18 protein-coding genes are annotated in these 23,650 nt (G+C 35.9%); 12 read left to right on the top strand and 6 right to left on the bottom strand.

Annotation, left to right across the window (positions count from 1 at the left end):
* Positions 1-5: 5 nt before the first annotated feature.
* Together AC57AW_RS01965 and AC57AW_RS01960 are read left to right on the top strand one after the other, a co-directional pair.
* On the top strand, positions 6-1,370 hold the full coding sequence (locus tag AC57AW_RS01965) for a CsgG/HfaB family protein (RefSeq protein ID WP_496350643.1): 1,365 nt from the start codon (positions 6-8) through the stop codon (positions 1,368-1,370).
* A gap of 12 nt (positions 1,371-1,382) precedes the next feature.
* Positions 1,383-2,894: a carboxypeptidase-like regulatory domain-containing protein gene (locus tag AC57AW_RS01960; RefSeq protein WP_318849061.1), complete on the top strand. Its 1,512-nt coding sequence runs from the start codon at positions 1,383-1,385 to the stop codon at positions 2,892-2,894.
* Between the two features lie 366 nt (positions 2,895-3,260).
* Here AC57AW_RS01960 and AC57AW_RS01955 read toward each other — a convergent pair whose 3' ends face one another.
* The 6 genes from AC57AW_RS01955 to AC57AW_RS01930 form a co-directional block, all read right to left on the bottom strand.
* A complete protein-coding gene (locus tag AC57AW_RS01955) occupies positions 3,261-3,911 on the bottom strand; it encodes a LuxR C-terminal-related transcriptional regulator (RefSeq protein ID WP_318849062.1) in 651 nt (216 codons plus the stop codon).
* Positions 3,912-4,124: 213 nt separating this feature from the next.
* The gene (locus AC57AW_RS01950) at positions 4,125-4,595 is read right to left on the bottom strand and encodes an OsmC family protein (RefSeq protein ID WP_496350642.1); all 471 of its coding nucleotides are present in this window, start codon (positions 4,593-4,595) and stop codon (positions 4,125-4,127) included.
* A 74-nt stretch (positions 4,596-4,669) separates the two neighbouring features.
* On the bottom strand, positions 4,670-6,100 hold the full coding sequence (locus AC57AW_RS01945) for a T9SS type A sorting domain-containing protein (protein ID WP_496350641.1): 1,431 nt from the start codon (positions 6,098-6,100) through the stop codon (positions 4,670-4,672).
* 75 nt (positions 6,101-6,175) lie between these two features.
* Entirely contained in the window at positions 6,176-7,735 is a 1,560-nt protein-coding gene (locus AC57AW_RS01940; RefSeq protein WP_318849065.1) for an Rne/Rng family ribonuclease, read from the bottom strand.
* A 366-nt stretch (positions 7,736-8,101) separates the two neighbouring features.
* The gene (locus AC57AW_RS01935; protein ID WP_002984212.1) at positions 8,102-8,392 is read right to left on the bottom strand and encodes an HU family DNA-binding protein; all 291 of its coding nucleotides are present in this window, start codon (positions 8,390-8,392) and stop codon (positions 8,102-8,104) included.
* A gap of 318 nt (positions 8,393-8,710) precedes the next feature.
* Positions 8,711-9,382: a response regulator transcription factor gene (locus AC57AW_RS01930; protein ID WP_149388314.1), complete on the bottom strand. Its 672-nt coding sequence runs from the start codon at positions 9,380-9,382 to the stop codon at positions 8,711-8,713.
* A gap of 179 nt (positions 9,383-9,561) precedes the next feature.
* On the opposite strand from AC57AW_RS01930, the gene tssO reads away from it, so the two are divergent.
* From tssO to AC57AW_RS01880, 10 genes are all read left to right on the top strand, one after another.
* A complete protein-coding gene (tssO, locus tag AC57AW_RS01925; protein ID WP_318849066.1) occupies positions 9,562-10,098 on the top strand; it encodes a type VI secretion system TssO in 537 nt (178 codons plus the stop codon).
* An 11-nt stretch (positions 10,099-10,109) separates the two neighbouring features.
* Positions 10,110-10,634, top strand: a complete 525-nt coding sequence (locus AC57AW_RS01920; RefSeq protein ID WP_496350640.1) for a type VI secretion system transmembrane protein TssO — start codon at positions 10,110-10,112, stop codon at positions 10,632-10,634.
* Positions 10,635-10,684: 50 nt separating this feature from the next.
* The gene (locus AC57AW_RS01915; RefSeq protein ID WP_318849068.1) at positions 10,685-11,596 is read left to right on the top strand and encodes a PKD domain-containing protein; all 912 of its coding nucleotides are present in this window, start codon (positions 10,685-10,687) and stop codon (positions 11,594-11,596) included.
* Between the two features lie 46 nt (positions 11,597-11,642).
* Positions 11,643-14,048: a type VI secretion system protein TssR domain-containing protein gene (gene tssR, locus AC57AW_RS01910; RefSeq protein WP_496350639.1), complete on the top strand. Its 2,406-nt coding sequence runs from the start codon at positions 11,643-11,645 to the stop codon at positions 14,046-14,048.
* A 413-nt stretch (positions 14,049-14,461) separates the two neighbouring features.
* Entirely contained in the window at positions 14,462-14,869 is a 408-nt protein-coding gene (gene tssD / locus AC57AW_RS01905; protein ID WP_034697144.1) for a type VI secretion system tube protein TssD, read from the top strand.
* Between the two features lie 164 nt (positions 14,870-15,033).
* Positions 15,034-16,962 carry a type VI secretion system Vgr family protein gene (locus AC57AW_RS01900; protein ID WP_496350638.1) on the top strand — a complete coding sequence of 643 codons (1,929 nt, stop codon included), beginning with the start codon at positions 15,034-15,036 and terminating at the stop codon, positions 16,960-16,962.
* Positions 16,963-16,971: 9 nt separating this feature from the next.
* Positions 16,972-18,819, top strand: coding sequence for a hypothetical protein (locus tag AC57AW_RS01895; protein WP_496350637.1), 1,848 nt, complete (start codon positions 16,972-16,974; stop codon positions 18,817-18,819).
* Positions 18,803-20,068, top strand: coding sequence for a hypothetical protein (locus AC57AW_RS01890; RefSeq protein WP_496350636.1), 1,266 nt, complete (start codon positions 18,803-18,805; stop codon positions 20,066-20,068). Before AC57AW_RS01895 ends, AC57AW_RS01890 begins: the two co-directional genes overlap by 17 nt.
* Positions 20,069-20,185: 117 nt before the next feature.
* On the top strand, positions 20,186-20,857 hold the full coding sequence (locus AC57AW_RS01885) for a hypothetical protein (RefSeq protein ID WP_496350635.1): 672 nt from the start codon (positions 20,186-20,188) through the stop codon (positions 20,855-20,857).
* Between the two features lie 266 nt (positions 20,858-21,123).
* Complete coding sequence (locus tag AC57AW_RS01880) at positions 21,124-23,619, top strand: ATP-dependent Clp protease ATP-binding subunit (protein WP_496350634.1); 2,496 nt, start codon at positions 21,124-21,126, stop codon at positions 23,617-23,619.
* The last annotated feature ends 31 nt before the right edge of the window (positions 23,620-23,650 follow it).

The raw sequence follows: 23,650 nt of genomic DNA, 5'->3' as shown, positions 1-23,650 counted from the left end.
TTACCATGACAACCTACACTTACACCAGAATCTTTTTCTGTAGTTTCCTGCTATGCATTCTGCAGGCTTGTAGTTCAATATTTGGTTTACCTTCGGATCCCGAAAAGCCAACTATGGGAGAGGTTACTTCCTCTACCGCAGAATTGAAAAACCTTCCCCTTCCCAAAGAAAAAATTGTAATAGGGGTCTACAAATTCAGGGATCAGACCGGCCAGTATAAACCTTCCGAAAACGGAAACAACTGGAGTACGGCAGTCCCTCAGGGAACCACCACCATTCTTATCAAAGCACTGGAAGACAGCCATTGGTTTATCCCTATTGAAAGGGAAAATATTGCCAATCTTCTGAATGAAAGACAAATCATCCGTTCCACAAGACAGGAATATATAAAGGATGCAGATAAAAACACTCAGGCACTTCCTCCTCTTTTGTATGCCGGAATTCTTCTTGAAGGCGGCGTAATCTCCTATGACAGCAATATTCTCACCGGAGGACTTGGAGCAAGGTATTTCGGTATCGGTGCTTCTACACAGTACCGCCAGGATAGAATTACTATTTACCTTCGTGCTGTCTCTACCCTTAACGGAGAAATTCTTAAAACAGTTTACACTTCTAAAACCATTCTTTCAACCAGCGTCAACGGAAGTTTTTTCAGATATATTGATACGGAAAGACTCCTGGAGGCTGAGGTAGGACTTACCCAAAATGAGCCCGTTCAGCTTGCTGTCACCGAGGCTATTGAAAAAGCAGTAAAATCTCTTATTGTAGAAGGAATAAGAGATAAAATATGGGGGAAAGCAGTGGATACTAATGGAGGATACGAGACCTTAATCAATGAATATAACAGAGAACAGGAGCAAAATGACGGAAGAGCAGTAGGCGGCAAATATCCTGAGAACTACAGACAGAAAGTTTCTGTATTTGCCAATGTGGAAGGACAGAAAGTGAAAGATGATTATGTAGGGGCTAAAATGAATGTTGGAGGTAAAATAGGATTTAAATATTTTCTTACTCCTTACCTGAATGTAGAAATAAATGGAAGTTATTTTACTCTTGAAAATTCAAATATTGCAAAAAGAAACTATTTCGGTCCCGAAGTGAATCTGGAATATGTACTTTTTCCTAAATATAGATTCAGCCCATACATTTATGGTGGAGCAGGAGCTATGTATTCAAAATATAAACCTCAATATAAAGGACAGTTCGGAGGCGGATTGGAATATATGATCAGCCGGAATGTTTCACTGAGAGCTTCAGCTCAATATGACCTGGGCTTCAAAGACGACTGGGAAGGCCTTGTGAACGGAAAAAGAAAAGATCAGGCTTTTCGCTTTGGTATAGGAATCAACTTTTACTTCGGAAACAAATAAAAAACACGAATTATGAAAACTTTAATTAAAATACTCAGCATATTCATCTTTGCTTTTTGTCTGTTTTCATGCAATGAAGACCTTGTAGAACAGGCTCAAACAGGAATGTTAAAAGGAAAAGTCGTAAAAAGAGGCAGTAATGTGCCGCTTTCCAATGTGAAAATTTTTACCAATCCTACAACACAGACGGTTTTCAGTGGTACAGACGGTACTTTTGAAATCGCAGCCATGCCGGTAGGAAATTATTCTGTAAAAGCAGAACTTTCAGGATATATTACCAGCTTCCAGTCTGTCAATATACAGAATCAAAATCAAGTGGTAACGGCAGTTTTTGAGATGGATGATGATACATCATTGAATTCTCCTCCCGCTACACCACAGTTGCTAAGTCCGATAGATAACGCAGTAAATCAACCTTTGAGCGTCGAATTAACCTGGAGCGCAACAGATCCGGATACAGCGGATGTTTTAAAATACAGTTTGGCAATTAAAAATAATCTTGACACTAATGTGATTCAGGTTAATGATTTGACAGCTAATCATTATACGCTTTCAAATCTGAAGTTTGGTGTAAGTTACTTCTGGCAGGTGTCTGTTTCGGACGGCATTCACCAGCCAGTTTTAAGCTCTACCAGTAAATTCACCACCAATACGGTGCCGGCCAACAGGTATCATTATACCCAAAAACAGAATGGAAACTTTGTTATCATCTCCAGTGATGATCAGGGAAATAATTTCCAGTTTACCAATTCTTCCTACAACAGCTGGCGGCCACGTAAGAACAATAATGCAGGTCTCATTGCATTTCTTCGTACAGAAGGTGGAAGTACTCATATTTATACAGCCAATCCTGATGGCTCCAATCCTTTTAAAGTAACAACGGTGGCTGTAGCAGGTTTTAATAATTATGAAATGGATTTTGCCTGGAGCACCAATGGTAAGGAGCTTATTTATTCCAACTTTAATAAGCTGTACAGGATCAATAAAGACGGCAGCGGTCTGAGTCTGGTATATACCACTCCTGACGGAAGTATGATATCCGAATGCGACTGGAGCTATGACGGAAGTAAAATAGCTTTGAAAACCAATGATTATAATGGTTATAACACTAAAGTTTATGTTATCGATATGACGGGAAGTGTCCTGAAAACCGTATTGTCCGGTTCTGTGGGAGCCAGCGGTGGATTGAATTTCTCTGTAGACGGACAGCTTCTTCTCTTTACCCGTGATGTCTCAGGATATCTGGATGGAAGCGGAAATTACCGACAGCTGGATTCACATATTTTCATTTATAATCTGGTCACAGATGTCATAAGCGATATTTCTGCTGAAAGCGAAAAAGTGTTAGGTACCAATGATCTTGATCCAAGGTTCTCACCGAATAATGCGCAGATCATTTTTATGAATACTTCCAATGATAATATTTCGCAAAGAAATGTAATGGTCATTGATCTTAACAGCAGTATGACGGATCTTACCCGAACAGCGCTTTTCAGCAACGGGGAGATGCCGGATTATGAATAAGATTCAAGGTTTAATGTTCTTAAGTTTAATGTTTAATTTTGTTTAGCTGCTTTTCATTATTCAATGACTGGCTTTGCAAAACACATTGTTTAATGATATTAAAAGTCCAGGGTTTTAAAGTTTAAAGTTCCAAGTGGTGAGCCGGAGATTAGAAATTTGGATTGTTTGCAGATAAAACAATAAGGATAAAGTTATATAAACTTTTTCATCGCTCAATTTCTGATCTCCAGGTTTCACTTCTCATCTTACAATGAAAAAGGATTAATAATAAATTGCGTCTGATTCTAGTATCAAGAATGAGTTCAGGCATAAAAAAATTCCAGACTGTAAAGTTTGGAATTTTTCTGAGTTTTTCATGGGAGAATTTCAGTCGATAATATGATTCTCAATAGCATATTTTACAATTCCGACTGAGTTTTTCGCATTGAGTTTCAAAAGAATTCTTTTTCGGTGTGTTTCTACCGTATTGATGCTGATAAAAAGTTTTTCAGAGATGTCTTTACTGCTGCATCCGTCGCAGATCAGTTTAAGAATTTCCATTTCACGACGGGTGAGTGGTTCTTTGATGTGGGGATTTTGTTTTCCCTGTTCGCTGCTGATGAAGTTCATCATTTTTTCCTTTGCATGGTCACAGATATAGATCTCATTAAGGAGTAATATATTAATGGATTTCAGGAACTCATCATAGGTACAGTTTTTGTCCAGATAACCTTTGATACCTTTGTTGAAGAGCTTCCGCATATCTATCACATCATAAGAGCTTCCTATAACAATGATTTTGGTATTTTTATGTTCAGAAATGATACTTTCTACCAACTTGCAGATATCTGTAAGCATGAGCATATTAGAACTCATGACAAGCATTTCAGAAGGTTCTTCTTTTAAGTGTTTGGAGAGGGTTTCCAAAGAATTACAAATGTCAATTGTACTGAAGATTTTGCTTTGTGTTAGCAGTCTTGATAATCCCTCTGTATACAGCATGGGTTCATCAAAAATGGTCAATCTTGGTTTCATCATGGTCTGTTTTATTTATATAAAAATAGTAAAAAAACTTTATATTTTGAATAAAATTGACAAATATTTTAAAATTATTGTGTTTTTATTGATGGTAAAACATTATTTTTGTTGATTTTTTATTAAATAATTCTCTTTAAGTGGAGTTTTTTAGAGTTATTACTGTTAAAGTATAATATTCATCAGTGTTTCCGGAATTTAATTTAAGATGTGGTACTATTTAACTAACGTGGTAGGGATATGCTTCACCGGAAAATTGACTGAGTTGGCGATGAAACAATATTCGTTGGCTTTATGATGAATTTGCTCCGCTTTTTCAATCATTGATTCTTCTGCAACTGTTACTTTAGGATGTAAGGTTACTTCCGTAAAATGGCCGCTTCCGTTGGCTGTTTCTTCCATTTTACCCGCTGCTTCATCAGTATATTCTATTACAATAATACCAGCTTCAGAACAGAAGTGAAGGTACCATAGCATATGGCAGGAGGAAAGAGAAGATAAAAGCATTTCTTCCGGATTATGTTTTGTTCTGTCACCACGAAATGCCGGATCAGATGAACCTTCTATAACCACTTTATTTTCTGCTGAAATCGTGTGGCTTCTTTCGTAATCTCTATATCCGCTTGTTCCGGTTCCTTTGTTTCCTGTCCACTGGATGGTGGTTTTGTAATGATGGTGTTTGCTCATTTTGATTTGAAAATAAAAAAGTATCTGCTAAAATTAAGCAAATACTTTTTTAAAAAATAAAATATGAATTCTTATTAATTTTTGATAAGTTTCTTATTCGTTGTGTTGCCATTCTCGAAAGTCACCTTTGCTGTATAGCTACCTTTGGGTAAGTCTGAAACAGAAGAATGAGAATCTTTTATTATTTTTATTATCTGCCCTCCAAGAGAGAAAATTTCTATTTTAGCCACTTTATCCTTTGAGTTGAAGATGAGGTTTTGGCCGACAGGGTTTTCAATTGCAATGGCAGAAGCAGGCTTAACCGGATTAGCTGCTCTCAGTGTCATATTATTAAGAAGGTATTTTACAATATAGCCACTTCCGTTAACAATGATATTACTGTCGTTGATGATCATATCACCAATGGTTGTCAAGTTTGAATCTGTTTCCACAAAATAATTGAAAACAGGGTCTATTTGTCCATTTTGAGTAATTTTTGAAATGAAAAACTCACCTCCGTTCTGGGCATAATTCATTCCTCCTATGTAGTAGTAACCATTTTTTTCAACAATACTCAAAATATCATTCAAAGAAGAAAAAGATGAATTGAAATTAGCGACAAATGAGGGATCAAAAGTTCCATTTGCATTGATTTTGTTAAGGCTTCCGGCTGCATTCGGATCAAAGCTTGAAAAAATAATATTGTTATTGCTGTCAAGTATTGCAGATTGAATATATCCTGGATTGAAAGTTAGGTTGGCAATACCTGCGTTCCCAAAACCAGTAATAAGTTGTCCGTCTGCATTGTATTTTGCCACAGCGCCAACATATGCTGAACCTGTAGGATCTGCCTTGTTATACCCAAAACAGATTATATTGGATTGGTTGTCTAAAGCTACTAAGCTAAAGCTTGAAAAATTACTGATAAAGCCATTTATTCCAAAAGTAGTATCAAGACTTCCATTTTCGTTCAGTCTGCATATAATTCCTGTAGGGTCTTGTAAAGGAATAATTGTTTTCTGTCCGTAAACGATTATTTTATTATTCTGAAGAGCCAGCCCGTACCCCCGGACATTAAGATCGGGATTGATATCAGGAATCTTTGAAATTCCATTGATACCAAACGATGAATCTGGTTGTCCATTTGGAAGTATTCTAATAATTGCTGAGTAATTGGTGTCTGTATCGGAGTCAAAAGCATGAATCAAGAGCTTGCCATCTGACTGCATTTTCAGTTGGCTGTCATTTGAAGTATAAGGTAATTGAATTTCACCATTATTCCCAAAAGTTGAATCTACAGAACCATTTGCATTTAATTTTGATAAAAAAGAGGGTGAGGGAGTGGTTCCGTTATTCTTGGTATAAGTAAAATAAATACTTCCGTCTGAGTTTTGAATCATTTTAGACCAGGCATCATAGTTGGTAGTGGAATAGATACCGTTTGAAGCAAAAAGATTGTCTTTAGACACAATCTGGGCAGAGATATTCTGGATCACCAGAATAGCCAGTAATAAATTTTTTTTCATTATTTGTTTGAGTTTTTATGTCTGGCAAAAGTAATAAAAAAAACCTCCGGTAAAAACCAGAGGTTGAATTTTGTTTTAATTAGAGAATTCTATTAATTCTTCTTTTTTAGCATTGTAGATTTTGTATTCCAAATATTTAAAAGAATCTCTTGGAACAATGGTTACCCATTTTTTGTATTTGATAAACCATTTCATTTGGATGCTTTTGATGCCTTTGGTTAAATAGGCTTCTACAAATGGGTGTACATGCAGGTAGATTTTTCCTTTTTCTTTCTGCAGGATGTTTCTTAAGGTTTCACCCATTCTTTCCACGATAACAATAGGAGCTACAATTTCTCCGTCTTTGTTCGGGTTTTCTTCTTTGGTCTCGATCTGTTTTTCCGGACGGTTTCTTTGTCTGGTAATCTGGATCAGTCCAAATTTACTTGGAGGAAGGATTTTGTGACGTGCTTTGTCACGTTTCATTTCCTCTTTCAGATGCTCGTAGAGATCTCTTCTGTGATCAGAATTCGGCATGTCTATGAAATCGATTACGATGATCCCTCCCATATCGCGGAGGCGAAGTTGTCTTGCGATTTCAGTAGCAGCCATTTTGTTCACTTTCAGTGCATGTTCTTTGTTGACAGCAGTTCCAGTGGTAATATTATTACCAGAGTTGACGTCAACGACGTGAAGTGCTTCTGTGTGTTCAATAACAAGATAGGCGCCTTTGGAACTTGGAATGTTTACGTGCTTTCCAAAGCTCTGTTTAAGCTGTTTTTCAACATTGTAATATTCCAGAAGAGGAATATGGGAATCATAAAACTGGACAATATTTTTCTTTTCAGGAGCAATTACTTCTACGTAATTTGTCATTTCGCTTACCATTTGCTCATCATCACAGATGATATTTACGAAATCCTGATTAAAATTGTCTCTTAAAATAGCTGAAGCTTTGTCTTCTTCGCTTAAAACTTTGGATGGAACTTTATTTTTCTGAATGTTTTTAAAAGTGCTTTCCCATTTCTGAACCAGCTGGTTCATATCATTATGAAGGTCTGCTACTTTTTTTCCTTCGGCTACTGTTCTGATAATAACCCCGAAACCTTCAGGCTTGATGCTGTCGATAAGGGTTCTCAGCCTTTCCTTTTCTTCAAAGCTTCTGATCTTTTTGGAAATAGAAACTTTATTGTCGAAAGGAATCAGAACCAGAAAACGTCCTGTCAGAGAGATTTGGGTAGAGATTCTTGGGCCTTTTGTAGAAATAGGCTCCTTAGTGATTTGCAGCAGAACTATATCGTCCTTGGCAATTACTTTATCTACCGTTCCATTTTTGTCTATTTCGGGTTGTATCTCGAAATTTTTTAAGCTTGAAGTGCTTTGTTTTTTAGAAATAGTATCTTTTAAAAACTTCCTGTATGTAAGATACTGAGGTCCCAGATCCTGGTAATGCAGAAATGCATCCTTGTCATATCCGATATTCACGAATGCTGCATTCAGATTGGGTGCTAGTTTTTTTACTTTTCCTATAAACAGATCTCCAACTATAAAATCGCTTTTGTCCTCTTGCTCATGAAGTTCACATAGTCTTCCGTCTTCCAGTAGTGCAATCTTTGTAAGATCATCTTCATGCGAAACTATTAGTTCTTTCTTCATTTTTTAATAAGATAAAATTGTTAAGATTATAGGAAGTGGATGTTTTTCTTGATTAATTCATCTATTAAATATAAGGATTTTGAATGAAAACCATTATATTTTTATTAAAATAATATTTGAAACCATCCGCTTTCCGCGGAATCTTATAGTTGCAAACAAAAATATAGTCGGTGAACTTTAGAAACTAAAAACCACCAACTATATTATTATATTGTAAATCTCGAAAAGAGGAGATTATTTTTTCTTATGTCTGTTTGCTCTTCTTCTTTTCTTTCTTTTGTGAGTCGCAACCTTGTGTCTTTTTCTTTTCTTTCCGCTTGGCATAATTTTAATTTTTAGTAACTAGTTAATATTCAGTTAATGTTCTTATTTTACTGCAACTTTAGTCTTTACTTTCTCAACAAAAGATTTTGAAGGTTTGAAAGCAGGAATGTTATGAGCAGGTATCTCAATTGCAGTGTTCTTAGAAATATTTCTTCCTGTTTTAGCAGCTCTTGTTTTAATGATAAAAGATCCAAAACCTCTTAGATAAACGTTATCCCCATTATACATAGAAGTTCTGATCTCCTGCATAAAAGCTTCTACAACTTTCTGTGTTTCATTCTTTTCTGTTCCCAACTTATTTGAGATGGTGTTTACCAATTCTGCCTTTGTCATTTCCTTATTTTAATTTTAAATTTTAGGTGTGCAAATTTAGTTAAAAAAATTGAATACTAGCAAATTAGTGGCAAAATATTTTTATTCAAATCGTTGAGCTTTTAATGTATATAGTATATTAAGGCAGGGTTATTATAATTTAACAATAAAATAATCTAGCGGCATAAAGGTACAAAAAAATAATGAACAAAATTTAATAAATGCCGGTAACGATAGGTTCTGCAGGGTTTTCTTACTTTAAACAAAGTGTTCACAAAGCCTCTTCAGCCTCCATCTGTTATCCGGAATTTTAATTTTTTAAATCTGAAATCAGAATTTTTATAAACTGGAATTGTAATATCCGTTTTCTACGCAGAAACGTATAAGGTGAAGCTTGGTTTTCAGCCCCAGCTTTTCTGTAAGCCGGTTGATATAAGTGTCAATAGTTCTTGTGCTCAGGTTAAGTTTTTCTGCAATTTCTTTATTACTGAAGCCTTCATAGCAGAATCTCATCAGCTGTATTTCAGCCGGAGAAAGCTCTTCCTGACCCTTTTTCTGTCTGTCCATATATTCCTGTACTGCAAGCGGCTGCTGCTCCCATTCTTTGGAATAGGTTTGATAGTCAAAGTCTTCAGAAGCTATGCTTCCTTTGATGATATCTTTTATAATAGTGCTTTTTTTCTGGCAGTAATAGATATTAGGAATCTTTGAAAGGATTTCAGCCATATCTTCCTGATAAGTGCCGGAATAGGTAATAATAGGAGTTTCCGAGTTGTTTTTTCGGATATATTTGATGGCTTCAATTCCACTTAACACGGGCATAAAGAGCTCAATAATGAACACATCCTCCTGTCTTCTGTAGATTCTGTTTACCAGCTCGTGTCCATTGTTACAGTCATTTAGGAGCATATAGAAAGGATTCTCCATGAGAGTTTTGATCATTATTTTTTTAAAATAAAAATCACTGTCAGCAATAGAAAAACGTACGGTATTAGATAATATTTTACTCATTCTTAATATCGATTTGGCGAATGATATTTAAAATTTAGAGGTCTAATTTATGAAAAACTTATCAAAGTGAAAATTAATATTAATTTAATCAGGGTTTTTACGAAACAGACTTGGGGAAATTACGTATTGTGCATAAAATTTTTTTTTTATATTTTCACAGGCCAAACAAATCGCAAATTATGTCTTCTAACAGGGAAAAAAAATTAAACAAATCTGACGTCAGAATAGGCATTTGGAAGTTTATTCTGTCTTTTGTCGTTTTGTCGGTTGTAACTTTTACGTGTTTATTTCTCTTCTTTAAGAGTTATGATATACAACGTGAAGGGATTAGCCGGGAAGCTGAAGCTTATAAAGAACTCATGCTTCGAAGTGACGTACTGAAAGATCATATTGATGAAATTTATGACAAAATGAACCAGCTTAGTATTAATAAGGTGGAGAATGACGTGTTTCTCAGAACCAGTATTATGGATAACGTGAGAGATGCCAAAAACATTATGGGTAAAGACAGTGCACAAAGCTTTAAGCATTATGCTGTACTGATGAAGCAGATAGTGCCTATGATGACTTTAAAGGCCAAGATCATTGAGGTAGAATATAAGAAGAAAACCGTTCTAAGAGATCTGGATGAATGTATGGGTAAAATAAAAGTAACCAATAACGAGCTTAGAAAAGACCCAACAAGAAATTTCACAGGAAGTAAAAGAAGAAGATAAAAAGAAAAGATATGCAAGGACAAATCACATTATCGAAGAAAGAAAGGCATTATCAGTTTTTTTATTTAATACTGATGCTAGTGACTGCTATGTTATTTTTGGGAGTAATCTTTTTAAAAGGATTTGTATCTCCATTTTCTGATGAAGACGTAAGAGGGATTCAGAATCTTGAACAGAAAGCTGAATTTGAGCATCATCAGAAAATTGTGATCCCAATCATGGACAGTACTTATACCATGATCACAAAGCTTACCAATGACGGTCCGCAGCCTTTTATAGAAAATAATATTCAGTTAGGGGTGAATGATCTTAACAGCTATTTCAGCAGTACTGATGTTATTGATATCAGAAAAGATGCCTATCCTCAGATCGCAAAATTCTATAAAATGTACTTTGATGACAAAAAAGTGATTTCAACCACTACAGAAGATATTAAGATTTTCCAGAAGCAGGTGGATGAATGCAGAATCGGATTTAAGGACAAGCAGAACAGGCTTTATCAGCGTGAGCAGGACCTGAAAGCGAGAGTGCAATAAGTAGTATAAATACTAGGAATTTTATATAGAACACATCACAATTATTAACTATGAATTATTTTCAAAAGAACAAGAAAAACATTATTATCGGTGTTGTCGCAACTTTGCTCATCGCAGCATTGGTTGCTCTATGGCTGCAGAAAAAAGTTATCCATTCAGCCGATGATATTGTTGGGGTGGTTTATCCGTCTTCACTGGCGGTAGGAGACACGCTTTTATTCGAAGATAAAACCCAGTTTGCGAAAACCAAAAGATGGAATTTCGGAGACGGTACAACTTCAGATAAAAACAGTGGAATTCACTTCTACAATAAACCGGGATACTATCAGGTGAGTTTGATCGTTGACAATAAGTATACGAAATCTTTCCCTGTAATGGTAGGCGCAAGAAGCGTTCAGAAAGCAAAAGATACAGCAAAAGCAGCAACTACTATAGAAGCAGTAGCTCAGGCTATGCAAAATGAAAGCGTCTCTTTCCGTGCCATTTCTGATGCAAAAGTTTTTGCATGGAAATTCGGAGAAACAGGAAATACAGATTCTAAAGATAAGTTTACAATCTACTCTTATAAAAAACCCGGAGACTATGTGGTAACGCTATACACTGAAGAAACTCAGGAGCCTATTTATCACCATATCAAAATTATTCCGGCTTATGATGCTCTTGCAGAAGAAGAAGTATCTGTAGAAGACTCTTACGCAAAGGTAGATAACGATTTCAAATATCACCTGCAGCAGATTGCAAATGGAAACAGTTTCAATATGCACTACAATTACCTGTTGAAAACCTATCTGTGTAACAATGAAAACACAGTAGTAAAGGTAAATGACAGCAAAGTGAACAACTTCTACATGTATTGTGCCGGTCTTCAGTTTGACAAAAACACGGTGATACAGACTGTAAAAGTGAACCTGGATGATAAACAGGAGTGTGTAACTAAAGTAGAAATCAACCAAAGCAAATAATATCATCCGGTTTTACGGATGCGCCAATCATTAAAGATAAAATAGGATGAGAAATAAATTTCCTCTAGCAGCATATTATATAGGGTTATCAGTATTATTGACGAGTTGCCAGGTAAAACTGCCGTCAAAGAAAACCCCGGAACCGTCACAGTACGGACAGGTGGATGCTTCCCCTGTAGTGAACGGTTATCCTAAAAAGTCAGCTCCATGGATCGTTATTTCAGACAGATCGAGAAATACGGCCTATCTGGATAAAGATGATGAGAAATCTTACAAAGAAGTAAAATTCCTTGAACCTTTAATGGTTTTAAAACATAGAGACGGAATGGTAAAAGTAGCGGAATATGTTCCGGATGCTTTAATGAAAAAAGTTTCGTCAAAATCCATCAAAACATATGGATGGATTCCGGAATCTGACCTTCTTCTTTGGAACAACGCTTTAAAAAGTGAAAAAACAGGATATCCTGTAAGAGTAGCCGCAGTGCCAAGTAACAGCGAAGTCATCAGGAATGCTGAAAGGTACTATAAGAACGACTCTATTATGGTGTTTAATTCACCAAGTCTTATTGAAACAGCCAATGTAAAGATTCCAAACGGACAAATTGTATATGTCTACAAACAGGCTGAAAACAACAAACGCTTTTTAGTAGGTAAAAAACCTTCAATTGATATAGACAGCATCGGCAAAGGACTTTACGGATGGGTAAGTTCTAATGTAATTTCAAGCTGGGGAGAGCGTTCTGCTATCAAGCTGAAAAATACAACGGGAATTAATGATTCTGCCTTAGGAATCTATGAAGGATATCCGGGAGGATCTGGATCAGATGCCGAAAATAAAAAAGCAATTCTTCTTACAGACGTTAACAAAAGAACGCAGCTTGAGAATATATTCCCTGTAAACCTTCCACTGGAACAAGCTCCGACTCCGGATTCAAAAACAAAATATTTTACCAATATTTTAGATTACAGCAAGAACTTTGTATCCAATGTATTGGGGGAACCTATTTATTTTGACCGTTACAGAGAGATCACAGAAAGAGATAAAAATATCAATATCGTTTTTGCTTTGGATGTAAGTGCAGGAAATGCACCTTATGCACCTATCGTAAAATCATTGCTGCAGGATCTTCAGCTTAGATTTGAAAAACCATCTTATTTTAGCAATGTTAAATATGGTGTGGTGCTGTACAAAAATAATCCTTGCGGGGAAAATATTTCTGTATCAAACTTAAGCGCAGACTACAGTAAGATGACCACGTTTATTGATCAGAAAACGAATGAGATGAACTGTGCAAGCAATAATGGGTACCAACCGGTAGGTGAAGCTCTTACAGCAGCAGGAAATCTTCTTTCAAACGTGTCTGATGAAACCAATATTGTAGTCACTGTAGGAACTTCTGCCAACCAAAGCGGAAATATGTATAGTGTGATCAGCTCGCTTACTCAGGCTCAGGCAAGACTGATTATGTTCCAGACAAGCGCAAGATCATCAGATACCTACAATGATTTCGTATTGATGGCAGAAAATGTTGTTACCAATACGGCCAAAAATATTGCTGAACTTAAAAAGCAAAAGATCATCAACCAATATGATGTTCTTACCAAGAATAACTTCAGCCTGGTAGAAGGTGATGCCGGATTCTTCTCATTGGCTTACCCTAAACAGAGTATGTCTCAGGGATTCGTTATCTTTCCTAAAAAAGGTGATATTACGACTCCCGGATTCCTGAAGAAATCTGTAGACAGCCTTATTTCACAGGTTACTTTAGACAACCAGAATATTGACAAATCACTTAATGAATATTTCCATTCATCCGTAGGAGCAGGAAAAACAGATGTTGATGTAAAATACAAATATCTGTATCCAGGTCTTACCAATCCGGTTTCTGCAGGAATTGCTGCACAGCTGATCAACTACGGAAGTCCATTCCTTGTAAAAGGATATATTCCGAAAGATCTGAAAGATTTTACTCCGGGAATAGAAAAGGGAATCCTTATTTCTGAATCGGAATATGACAACTTAAAAGCTTTCTACACCGAAGTATACAGAAATACTCAGGCAGACCGTCCAGACTTTAATCAGGCAAGAGCAGTGAAAGAATATGTAAAGCTGCTGAAAAAATATAATCCGACTATCAAATTCCTGGATAAAGGAGATCTTTATGAGCTTCCAATGTCTTACGCTATCGGAATGAGTACCGGGTTTGATCTTTCTGAAGAAGAACTGATGGCTAAGTACAAACTGAAAGGTTGGAAAAAAGCAAAAATTGTTCCTAGTGAGACTGTGAAAAACTATTTCTATCACTATAAAAATTTAGCAGACAGAATGCTTGCCAACAGAAACAATCCGGCTGTAAAGATTCAGCAGAACGGACAGACTTTCTACTGGCTTAATGAATACTTTACACCGTCAAGAATTCCGACAGAACAACCGGAATATACAAAGCACTAAGAATTCATTTTTAAAATATCAAAAGCAGGAGTACATACTTCTGCTTTTTTTGTGCCTGAAACCGGAAGTGAAAAATTGAAATGCTTACACCTTAAACTTTGAACTTTGAACGAAAAAATTCACATCGATGCGAATTGACCACTCATAATTCAGTTAAAATTTCCCAATTATTTCTCTTTACAGTGTAAAATTGTTTTTTATCTTAAAAATGGGATTTAATTTAAAATGCTGTATTGGTGGATGTTGTGTTAAGGTGTTTAAATCTTTTGTCGTAGAATTACGACAAGAAATCGTAGAACTACTACAATTTCTCAGATTTATATTGAAAAGTTTTTTTTAGCGGAACAGAGCCTCTATATTTGCTAAACAATCACTGAATCACAAAATATTACTAACGATTAAATTTACTAATCATGGCCGAAAGAAATTCAAGAGGAATCTTAAAATTCAACAACGGTGAAGGGCAGAAGCTGTTAAAAATGAACTACAGCGTCTCCAGATCTACAGACGTTTCAGGACGTGTAGCATCCGATCCTTCTAATGCATTGATCAAAGTTACAGTAGAAGCTACTGAAAAATCTGATATTCTTGAAAGTTTATTAAATGGTAAATACAAGCCTACAGTAGGTGAAATTACATTCAACAAATCTCACGAAGAAGGAACATTGATTACTTTGAACTGGCAGAACGGATATGTAATCCAGCATCAGGTTGATTTTGATGCCATAGACAGCAACAGTATGCTGATCAGCTTCGTAATAAGCGCTGAAACGATTGACTACGGTACTTCTCAGTACGCTGGACTTTGGCCGTCAAGCTAACATTTACACACATTATCAACATTCATAAGAAAAAAGACTGTCCCTATTAAAGGCGGTCTTTTTTTGCCTGATGAAAACTTATACCAGAAAATTTAATTCTATAACATGTTTATATAATGTCTGTTATGTAAAATATTGTTATCTTTAACACAAACACAAAGCATATGAAAACCGAATCACAAACAAAAGGATCTTCCTTCCGTCCGTCACAGAATGCAGACGGAATATCCGAGAATCATCATGCAGGAATCAATCGGCTGGTAAAATTGTCACTGGTTGTGGAAGGTAAAATTATTAAGTACTACAAACATTTCACTCTTAAACAAAAAGCTAGCTGCCACCACGAATTCAGTCTTACCCTTGCCCATGACGCACTGGGAGACAGGCAGAGCCATACCCTTGAAGAAGCCAATAAATTTTTGGGAAAACGCCTTACTGCCGTTATTTCTTACAAAGATATTGAGAAAAGCCCTGAAAGAAACTTTGTGGGGATTATTACCAAAGTAGGATTCAGCCAGGAAAAAATGAGTCTTGGAAATATTATACTTTCCGGATACAGCCCAACGATCTTATTGGATGGAGCTCCGCATATTCAGAGTTTTGGCGGTGGACAACCCGTTAATATGGGAATCATAGCTGAAGAAGTAATCAAGCAGGGAATTGATAAAGAACGATTTGATATAAGAATTGACACAAATGATTATTCTCAGATCATTTACAGCAGCCAATACAATGAAACACATTATAATTACCTGGCAAGAATGGCAGAAGCTTATGGGGAACAATTCTATTATGATGGCGAGGTATTGCATTTCGGAAAACTTCCTCCACAGAATAAACCTATCAAACTGCTTTACGGAAGCAATGCAGATAACGTCAGAGTAGAGCTAAAGGCTGTACATACAAAACCTCAGTACTATGGTTATAACAGCAGTAAAAATGAAAAACTGACTTCCGGAGAAACACCTGTAAGTCATTTGGGCGATCTTGCCCGTACAGCATACGGCCACAACGATAAAATTTATAAAACTCCGGCGCTTCAGATTGCACCTATTAAAGCAACAACTCATCTGGATGTAGAACATTCCCAAAGAAGCACCTCAGGAAGCGAGGCGGTAAATGTATTTTCTGTTTCCGGATCTACTACAGTTCCGTTTTTACATCCGGGATGTATTGTGGATATTCACATGAGAAAGCCGGACAGCAATGAGACTTCTTATTTTACCAAAGTGATGGTAACGGAAGCTGTCCACGAAATTGATACGATCGGACATTATTCAGGAACCTTTGAATCTATTGCCGCAGATACTGGGTTTTTACCCAAACCGGAATTCAATGTACCTGCTGCACAACCGCAGATTGCAACCGTAATTTCAAATACCGATCCGGAAGGGCAGGGAAGAGTTCAGGTAAGATTTGACTGGCAGATGAATGATACCACTCACTTTGTCCGTGTAATGAGCCCTGATGCAGGAGGAACTGATCAGATTACCCAAAACCGCGGGTATGTAGCTATTCCTGAAATAGGAGATCAGGTGATGGTCAATTTTGTTCACAGCCACCCTGACAGACCTTTTGTCATGGGAGGAATGTTCCATGGCGGAATAGGCCTTGGCGGAGGTGCAGACAACCGTGTAAAGTCTATCCAAACAAGAAGTGGGCATAGAATTGTTTTCACAGAAGATGAAAGTATCATTATCACAGATAAAAGCGGTAATGAAATTCATCTGGATACTACCGGAAGCAATATTAATATAACGGCACCAGAAACGATTAATATTAATGCAAAAAATATAAATATAAGTGCTTCAGAAAATATTACTTCTACTGCAGGACTAAATATTACAGAAGGAGCGGGAGTAAATCATATGAGTACCGCTGGGGGGATGATGATGCAGAATGTTGTTTTAGATTATTCTTTAATGGCAGCTAATATTTTGAAAGTTGCAAAAGGAGATATATCTTCTGAATCTACAAATGTGAAAAGAAACGCAAGTAAAGATATTGAGGTTATTTCTGCTGAAGGTACCATTCATCATAATGCCCAGAAAGAAGTTAAAAATAATAGCGGAGAAAAAGGGGCTAACTATTAATTTGATATCATGGGAAATATTACAGAAATAGCAGGTGGAAAGATATCTGAATTATCAACCCAGGAGATTGAAAATAATGCCGGAAACTTTATAAGTAATTTCGCTTCCAAATTTGTAAAACAAAAAGGAGATCAGGAAGGAGTTACCTATGACACTCCTCCGGGGGATGAAAGAAAAGTTAAAAACTCCATAAAAGGACTGGCCATTTTCAGGAGGAAAAATAATTATGCAGCTAAGCCAGATTTTGGGTTTGATTGGTATGCAGGAGAAAATTATGAAACAACCTATAGTGAACCACTTAATTATGAAAGCCTGGTTCTAGATGGGGTTGATAGTCTTAAAAAAGAATATGCTCCTCATTTAAAATACATCTCTTTGGGAGAGTTTGGTTATATTAACGTAGGTTCCAATAATGGAAAATCCGGGTTAAATATAAATGGGAAACCCTATTTTGTTCCCTGGTTTTCTGGCTTTGCAAAAGACGAATCCGGAAATAACAAAAGCTACGAGCTTGAGGTTTTTTTCAATATTGAAGAACCCGTAGAAGGAAGAATCGATATAGATGGTAAGGAAGGTGTGATAGAAATAGAATTTACGGATGAAGGCAGCAGTAGCTTTGAGATTTCAGAAAGTAGTCCAAAGCAGTTTAGTAAAAATATTAAAATTACATTTTTAGATTATATTACGGAGAGTACAAGTATAATCATTACATTTCATAAAAAGTCTGAACAGGAAAAAGCCGAAGAAAAACAACGGAAAGAAGACATAGCTGCAGGGAAAAAAGTTGATTCAATGCCAACTCTTTATATCACTGCAGGTGAATTGATGGGAATGCTGAATGTGTACAACAACAGCATTGAATATGATTTGAATGTCCGGTATGTAAAAGTTCATTTTAAAGGACGAATCAAAGTAGATGGATATGATGAGAAAATATATCTGTCAAAAAGAAACGGCACTGCTACACCTGATTATTTTGAAGATAAAGATATTATTAAAAGACAGCAGAAGCTCCAGAAACAAAAAGCCGAACTTGAGGCCGAACTGGTAGAGGTGCAAAGTGGTAAAACAGGTTGGTTCAGTAGTAGCGAAGAAACATTGTTGAAGAAAATTGCAGAAAAAAAAGAAGCTATTCTTAAAATTGATATTCAGAATAAGGCGAGATTAAAAATAAACCAGGAACTGAATACATATGAGTTTGATACCTTAGAAACTAAATTTAGCAGTTCATTTCTGAAAACCTATGAACAAAAGATTAAAGATACCTTTTCCCAAACATTAAGTCACTTCAAAATAGATAAAGAGGAATATTTGGAGGTAGATTTTGATAATATGGATGATGATCTGTATTTGAAAAAAAATGGTGCAAGCTGGGAATTGATGGAAGACGGGATTTTTTCAGATAAAGGAGATGCAGGATATGTGCAAAACTATTTAGAAGAAATATACAGGAAAAGTAACCCTGATTATGAAGATACCATTGTATTTTTTGTTCCTTTTGATATTGATAATTTATTTGGCAAATCTGAAAGTATATTTGCTGGCGCTGATAATGTGATCGTAGGACCTGCAATCATGGCAAAAAAAGATTGGATAACGATTCCTCATGAAGTTGCCCACTCATTAGGTCTGGCTCATTCTTTCCCTGATATAGGATCAAATAAATTCGCGGGCTTTGTTGAAGATGCTTTTAAATCAGGACACCTGTTTAAAAAAGGAACTACAGAAAACGTAATGGATTATATTTATGGAGATGTATTGATCACTTTTTGGAAGTGGCAATGGGATAGAATTCATAAAGACTCGGATGATATGAAAGCAATAGATAAATCGAAAAAAAATGAAACTGAAAAATAAGAAGTCAATCATCTTTAAGATGTTAGTTTTTATTGGCATAGTAATAAGTTGTCATTCAAATAGTCAAAATATGCAGGAATATAATAAAGAGGTTGAAAAGTTTAACACTAAAGAACTGTACCCAAACCAGAAGAGTGCTTATGAAAAAAATAGAGATTTGGTATTGTTTTACTCACCTGGCAAACAGCATGAAATAGATGCAAAGGTTGATCTTAAATCGCATGTTTTTGATATCCTAAATTCAAAGTTTATGAATACGGATGACTTGCTGGAGATTAACCATCTCAAATATTTTTCTCCCAAAAAGTATTCTACCTTTTATAAATATCCTATTGGAAGAAGCGGAACCGCAGGAGGTGATTTTTTTACACTCATAGAATTTAATGAGCTTGGACTCATTAAAAGTATCGAAAAAAATCTTCCGGATGCTAAAAACAAATATTTGTATCATTACAATAAATATGGGCAGTTATTGCGGATAGCTGAAGATAAAATGATTGACAAAATATTGTTAGAAAACACATATGATGAAAACGGAAGGCTTATTTCTCAAAAGAAGAATACCAAAGATATACAGTCAGAAAGAGAATTTACTTATGATAAAAATGATCATATTCTAAAAGAAAGCATAAAAGAAAAAGAAATAGCACCTAACGGAAAAGTAGTGAAAAATGAAACTTATACCTTACTCTATCAATATAATAGTAAAGGGCAAGTCGTAAGGAAATATACTGAAAATGAAAATCATATTGTTGAATTTCAATATGGCCCAGCAGGTAATGAACTCATGAGTGCTGTTGAATACTATGGAGCTTCAGATAAATCAGATGCTAAAAAATGGATAAATCAGTTTACGAAAACAACCTATAGCTATACTAAAAATCAGATTACCGAAGAGAAAAAGTATGAATATATGATTGTAAATGCTTCGGTTCTTGTAGATAAAAAATGGACTCCAATAACTGTTGAACAACAGAAAACACTAGGCTGGAAAAAATTTAAAGAAGAATCTGAAACACCACTATCAGGAGTTGAAAAAAAATGTAAATACGAGCCAGAAGCAATAACTACAGAAATCAATACCTACAATTTTTCCAACCAGTTTAAAAATGGTAAAACAGAAGTAAATAAAGAACTTTCCAATGCTGAAAGAATTAAATTTACACTGGATAATAACGGAAGAATAACCCAGAAAGAAATTAATAATACTCAAAAAAATACCTCAGAAGTACAAGTGTTTTATTATTAAATTTCTGTAAAAATGTATATCTTCAATACCTATTTCAATAACTCTTAACTATAAACAATCAGCGCAAAACCGCTTTTCATAAAAGCACTCCATAAAACTAAATAACCTTCAACATCAATGAACAAAATCACGGATCACTTAAAATACTTTTCCAAACTATCCGCCGCATTTATCCTGAGTATATTTAAAATTTATGCAATAGGGCTTATTTCCACTATTGTTTCCCTGATATTGGGGATTTATATTTTATCTGATCGTTTAGGCCCGTCATTGGGACATGCAGGAGCAATTGCATTTTTAATAACAACAATTAAAGCAAAACCTGTTTCGGCGGTTATATTTTATTTGTTGATGATTATTGCTCCGTTTTTTACAATTGTTTTTGCTTCAAAATATGCGATGTCTGTAGTGATTAGCAAACTCCTTCAGGATCATTCCAAAACAATCGTAGTCCCGTTTATTGATAAAGTGATTGGGATTTTTAAAGCGAAACAACCAGCTGTTATCCGTACAAGTGCAGATTTTGCAATCGCTAAAGTAAAATTGCTGAATGAGTTTAAAAATAGTTCAGAAAACAAAATACTCAAACGTATCCTAAGCTATGCCTTAAATAAAATAAAGTTTGACGAGCTGAATCTGGGAGATGAAAATGCAGACTTTTCTGAAATTATCAAAACTACATTAATTGAAAAACTGCATGAACTGGCAGAACCTTCAGCCATGATATTCTATATCTACATAGGGCTGCAATGGACCAGTTTAATTGCTTTATACTTTCTAAATATATAAAGAAAAGAAAGATATAGGACAACAATTGGGTTATATAGTGTAACCCAGGAATTATCCTTAAAAAGAAAAAAATACCGTTGTTACTTCTCTAATTGAAGAATTAACTATCTTTATCTCGTTTAGAATAAAATAATTAATTTTAGCTACACAAAAAATAAAGGACTTTTGATTCTCTGACAGACAGGGATGAAAAATACAGATCAATACCATCAAATCTGAAGTACATTACAACAGAACGCAAATATATTAATATAAGAAAATTATAAATGGGAGTACTAGTAACCAACGAAACCGTAAAGCAACTATTTCACATTGCTCAGTCGATAGCGAAGGAAAATTATAATGGAACCTATGGAGGCCCGCATATTCTGCAGGCTTTAATGCATAAAGATATCGGCCTTAATGAATTTCTGAAAAGTATAGATAAGGATCCCGGATATTTCTATGAATGGGCAGATGTCCGCATTGAAGAATACCCTAAAACCAATCATCTTCCCGATGAAGTAGGTCAGGATGATGCTATAGATACCCTTGTAGAAGAAGCTGACGATATCCGTTTAAAATTAGGACTAGATGAGATTACGCCCATCTGTCTCCTTACAGCAATTGTAAAACCACAGGTTGTATTTTCCCTTCAGCAGCTGAAATCACTTCCGTTGAGAGAACATGAGATATTCAATCTATACAGAAAAGATACACCGTTTACTGTTTCAGAAGATGGTGATTTCTCATCAGTGTTTTCAAATGGTTCAGACTATTCAGATTCTTCATTTCCTTCCATCAAAAGTTACTGTGTAGACAGAACGGCACAGGCAAGAAAAGGTGATCTTGAAAATATTATCGGGAGAGATAAAGAACTCAGAATGCTCGTGGAAATTCTTTGCCGGAGAAGCAAACCCAATGTGATCATCATCGGGGAACCAGGAGTTGGAAAAACGGCATTAGTAGAAGGATTTGCTACTGAAATTATCAAAGGAAATGTTCCCGAAATGCTTAAAAACGGTACCCTTTTAGAATTGGACACCGGAGCATTACTGGCCGGAACTTCTTATAAAGGAGAAATTGAAGACCGCCTGAAGAAAGTAATCAATGAATGTAAGAAAATTGAAAAAGCCATTCTTTTCATTGATGAAATTCATACCCTATTAGACCCAAAAGGAAGCATTGGAAACGTTGCCAACCTATTAAAACCTGAACTTGCCAGAGGTGAAATTACGGTTATTGGAGCTACAACTCAGGAAGAATATAGAAAAATTATAGAGCCGGAACAGGCTTTTAACCGTCGTTTTGAGGTTTTAACCGTACATGAGCCGGATGAAAAGACCTGCGTAAAAATGATTGATGTACTTCTTGAAGGGTACAAAAAACACCATGGTATTGAAGTTGAAAAAACTGCGATTCCGGAATGTGTACGTCTGGCTAAAAGATATGCAAAAGGTAAAAAATTGCCAGATGCCGCTATTGATTTATTAGACAGGACAATGGCAGCCATCAAAATGCTTGATGAATTGTCAGAAAAAGAACTCAGCAGCTGGAAAGAAAGCTATGACGCTATTTTAGAAGAAGAATATGCAGACAGCAAAGATAAAGCAGAAGAACTGATCTGGACTTACAACCTCCTGAGAGATAAAATAAGCCCTATCCTTTGGGGTTCTCTGAGTGAGCAGCCTGCTATTGACAACTCTATGCCGGTAGATCAGATTCAGCAGATCATTGAAGACTCTTACGCCGAACTTCTACAGCATGCTGCCAAGAAAAGAGAAAAAGTAGACAGGCTGGAGCTTGCTGCTGTAATGGCTGCTAAAACCAATATTCCAATCGGAAAAATCCAGGCTCAGGAAAAAGAAAAACTCCTGAATATGGAATCTCTTCTATTGAACAGAGTAGTAGGACAGGATCATGCATTAAAAATCCTTTCCGATGCTATTGTTGAAAATCGAAGCGGATTGAACAAGCCAGGTCAGCCTATCGGATCATTCTTCCTTCTTGGACCTACAGGAACCGGGAAGACAGAGCTGGCAAAATCAATGGCCGAATTACTTTTCAATGATGAAAAGGCAATGGTGCGTTTTGATATGTCAGAATTTAAAGAAGAACATTCTGCGGCATTACTATACGGAGCGCCTCCTGGATATGTAGGATACGAAGAAGGAGGTATGCTTGTCAATAAAATCAGACAACAGCCATATACCGTTGTTTTATTTGATGAAATTGAAAAAGCCCACCATTCAGTTTTTGACGTATTCCTTCAGATCATGGACGAAGGAAAAGTTCACGATAAATTGGGTAAAGAAGGAGATTTCAGCAATGCATTGATCCTGTTTACCTCCAATATAGGAAGTGAAGAAATTGTAAAACAGTTTGAAGAAGGAAAAATTCCGGAATCATCTTCACTGATGCAGATTATGTCAAATTCAGGACGATTCAGACCTGAGTTTTTAGCAAGAATTACAGAGATCATTCCTTTTGCACCAATCACAGAATCTATTGCAGAAAGAATCTTCAATATTCAATTGAAATCACTTCATACCTCACTGACAAGGTTAGGAATTGCCTTAAAAATCAGTGATGATGCAGTAAGAAACCTTGCATTAGGCGGATTCAGCAGCAAATATGGAGCGAGACAGATCTCAGGAGTAATCCGTGCACAGCTTGCCAGACCAATCTCTAAAATGATTGTTAGAGAAGAAGTAAAATCCGGCCAGACCATTCATGTAGATTGGAATAAAGAAGAAGAAAAACCAAGCTGGAAAGTAGATTAAATAGAAGGCGAAAGGGCAGAAAATACATTTG

It is taken from the genome of Chryseobacterium sp. BGA-UO-ETr-SB22 (assembly GCF_059567885.1).
Note: the sequence above shows the minus strand (reverse complement) of the source record. Positions and strands in the feature narration are given on the sequence as shown.

What these genes read in the sequence shown, in the direction of transcription:
- tssR (WP_496350639.1), top strand. Translation starts at nt 11,643, where the DNA reads ATGAGAAATAAATTTCCTCTAGCAGCATATTATATAGGGTTATCAGTA.
- tssO (WP_318849066.1), top strand. Translation starts at nt 9,562, where the DNA reads ATGTCTTCTAACAGGGAAAAAAAATTAAACAAATCTGACGTCAGAATA.
- tssD (WP_034697144.1), top strand. Translation starts at nt 14,462, where the DNA reads ATGGCCGAAAGAAATTCAAGAGGAATCTTAAAATTCAACAACGGTGAA.
- AC57AW_RS01895 (WP_496350637.1), top strand. Translation starts at nt 16,972, where the DNA reads ATGGGAAATATTACAGAAATAGCAGGTGGAAAGATATCTGAATTATCA.
- AC57AW_RS01955 (WP_318849062.1), bottom strand. Translation starts at nt 3,911, where the DNA reads ATGATGAAACCAAGATTGACCATTTTTGATGAACCCATGCTGTATACA.
- AC57AW_RS01920 (WP_496350640.1), top strand. Translation starts at nt 10,110, where the DNA reads ATGCAAGGACAAATCACATTATCGAAGAAAGAAAGGCATTATCAGTTT.
- AC57AW_RS01960 (WP_318849061.1), top strand. Translation starts at nt 1,383, where the DNA reads ATGAAAACTTTAATTAAAATACTCAGCATATTCATCTTTGCTTTTTGT.
- AC57AW_RS01890 (WP_496350636.1), top strand. Translation starts at nt 18,803, where the DNA reads ATGAAACTGAAAAATAAGAAGTCAATCATCTTTAAGATGTTAGTTTTT.
- AC57AW_RS01930 (WP_149388314.1), bottom strand. Translation starts at nt 9,382, where the DNA reads ATGAGTAAAATATTATCTAATACCGTACGTTTTTCTATTGCTGACAGT.
- AC57AW_RS01965 (WP_496350643.1), top strand. Translation starts at nt 6, where the DNA reads ATGACAACCTACACTTACACCAGAATCTTTTTCTGTAGTTTCCTGCTA.
- AC57AW_RS01885 (WP_496350635.1), top strand. Translation starts at nt 20,186, where the DNA reads ATGAACAAAATCACGGATCACTTAAAATACTTTTCCAAACTATCCGCC.
- AC57AW_RS01915 (WP_318849068.1), top strand. Translation starts at nt 10,685, where the DNA reads ATGAATTATTTTCAAAAGAACAAGAAAAACATTATTATCGGTGTTGTC.
- AC57AW_RS01940 (WP_318849065.1), bottom strand. Translation starts at nt 7,735, where the DNA reads ATGAAGAAAGAACTAATAGTTTCGCATGAAGATGATCTTACAAAGATT.
- AC57AW_RS01935 (WP_002984212.1), bottom strand. Translation starts at nt 8,392, where the DNA reads ATGACAAAGGCAGAATTGGTAAACACCATCTCAAATAAGTTGGGAACA.
- AC57AW_RS01945 (WP_496350641.1), bottom strand. Translation starts at nt 6,100, where the DNA reads ATGAAAAAAAATTTATTACTGGCTATTCTGGTGATCCAGAATATCTCT.
- AC57AW_RS01900 (WP_496350638.1), top strand. Translation starts at nt 15,034, where the DNA reads ATGAAAACCGAATCACAAACAAAAGGATCTTCCTTCCGTCCGTCACAG.
- AC57AW_RS01950 (WP_496350642.1), bottom strand. Translation starts at nt 4,595, where the DNA reads ATGAGCAAACACCATCATTACAAAACCACCATCCAGTGGACAGGAAAC.
- AC57AW_RS01880 (WP_496350634.1), top strand. Translation starts at nt 21,124, where the DNA reads ATGGGAGTACTAGTAACCAACGAAACCGTAAAGCAACTATTTCACATT.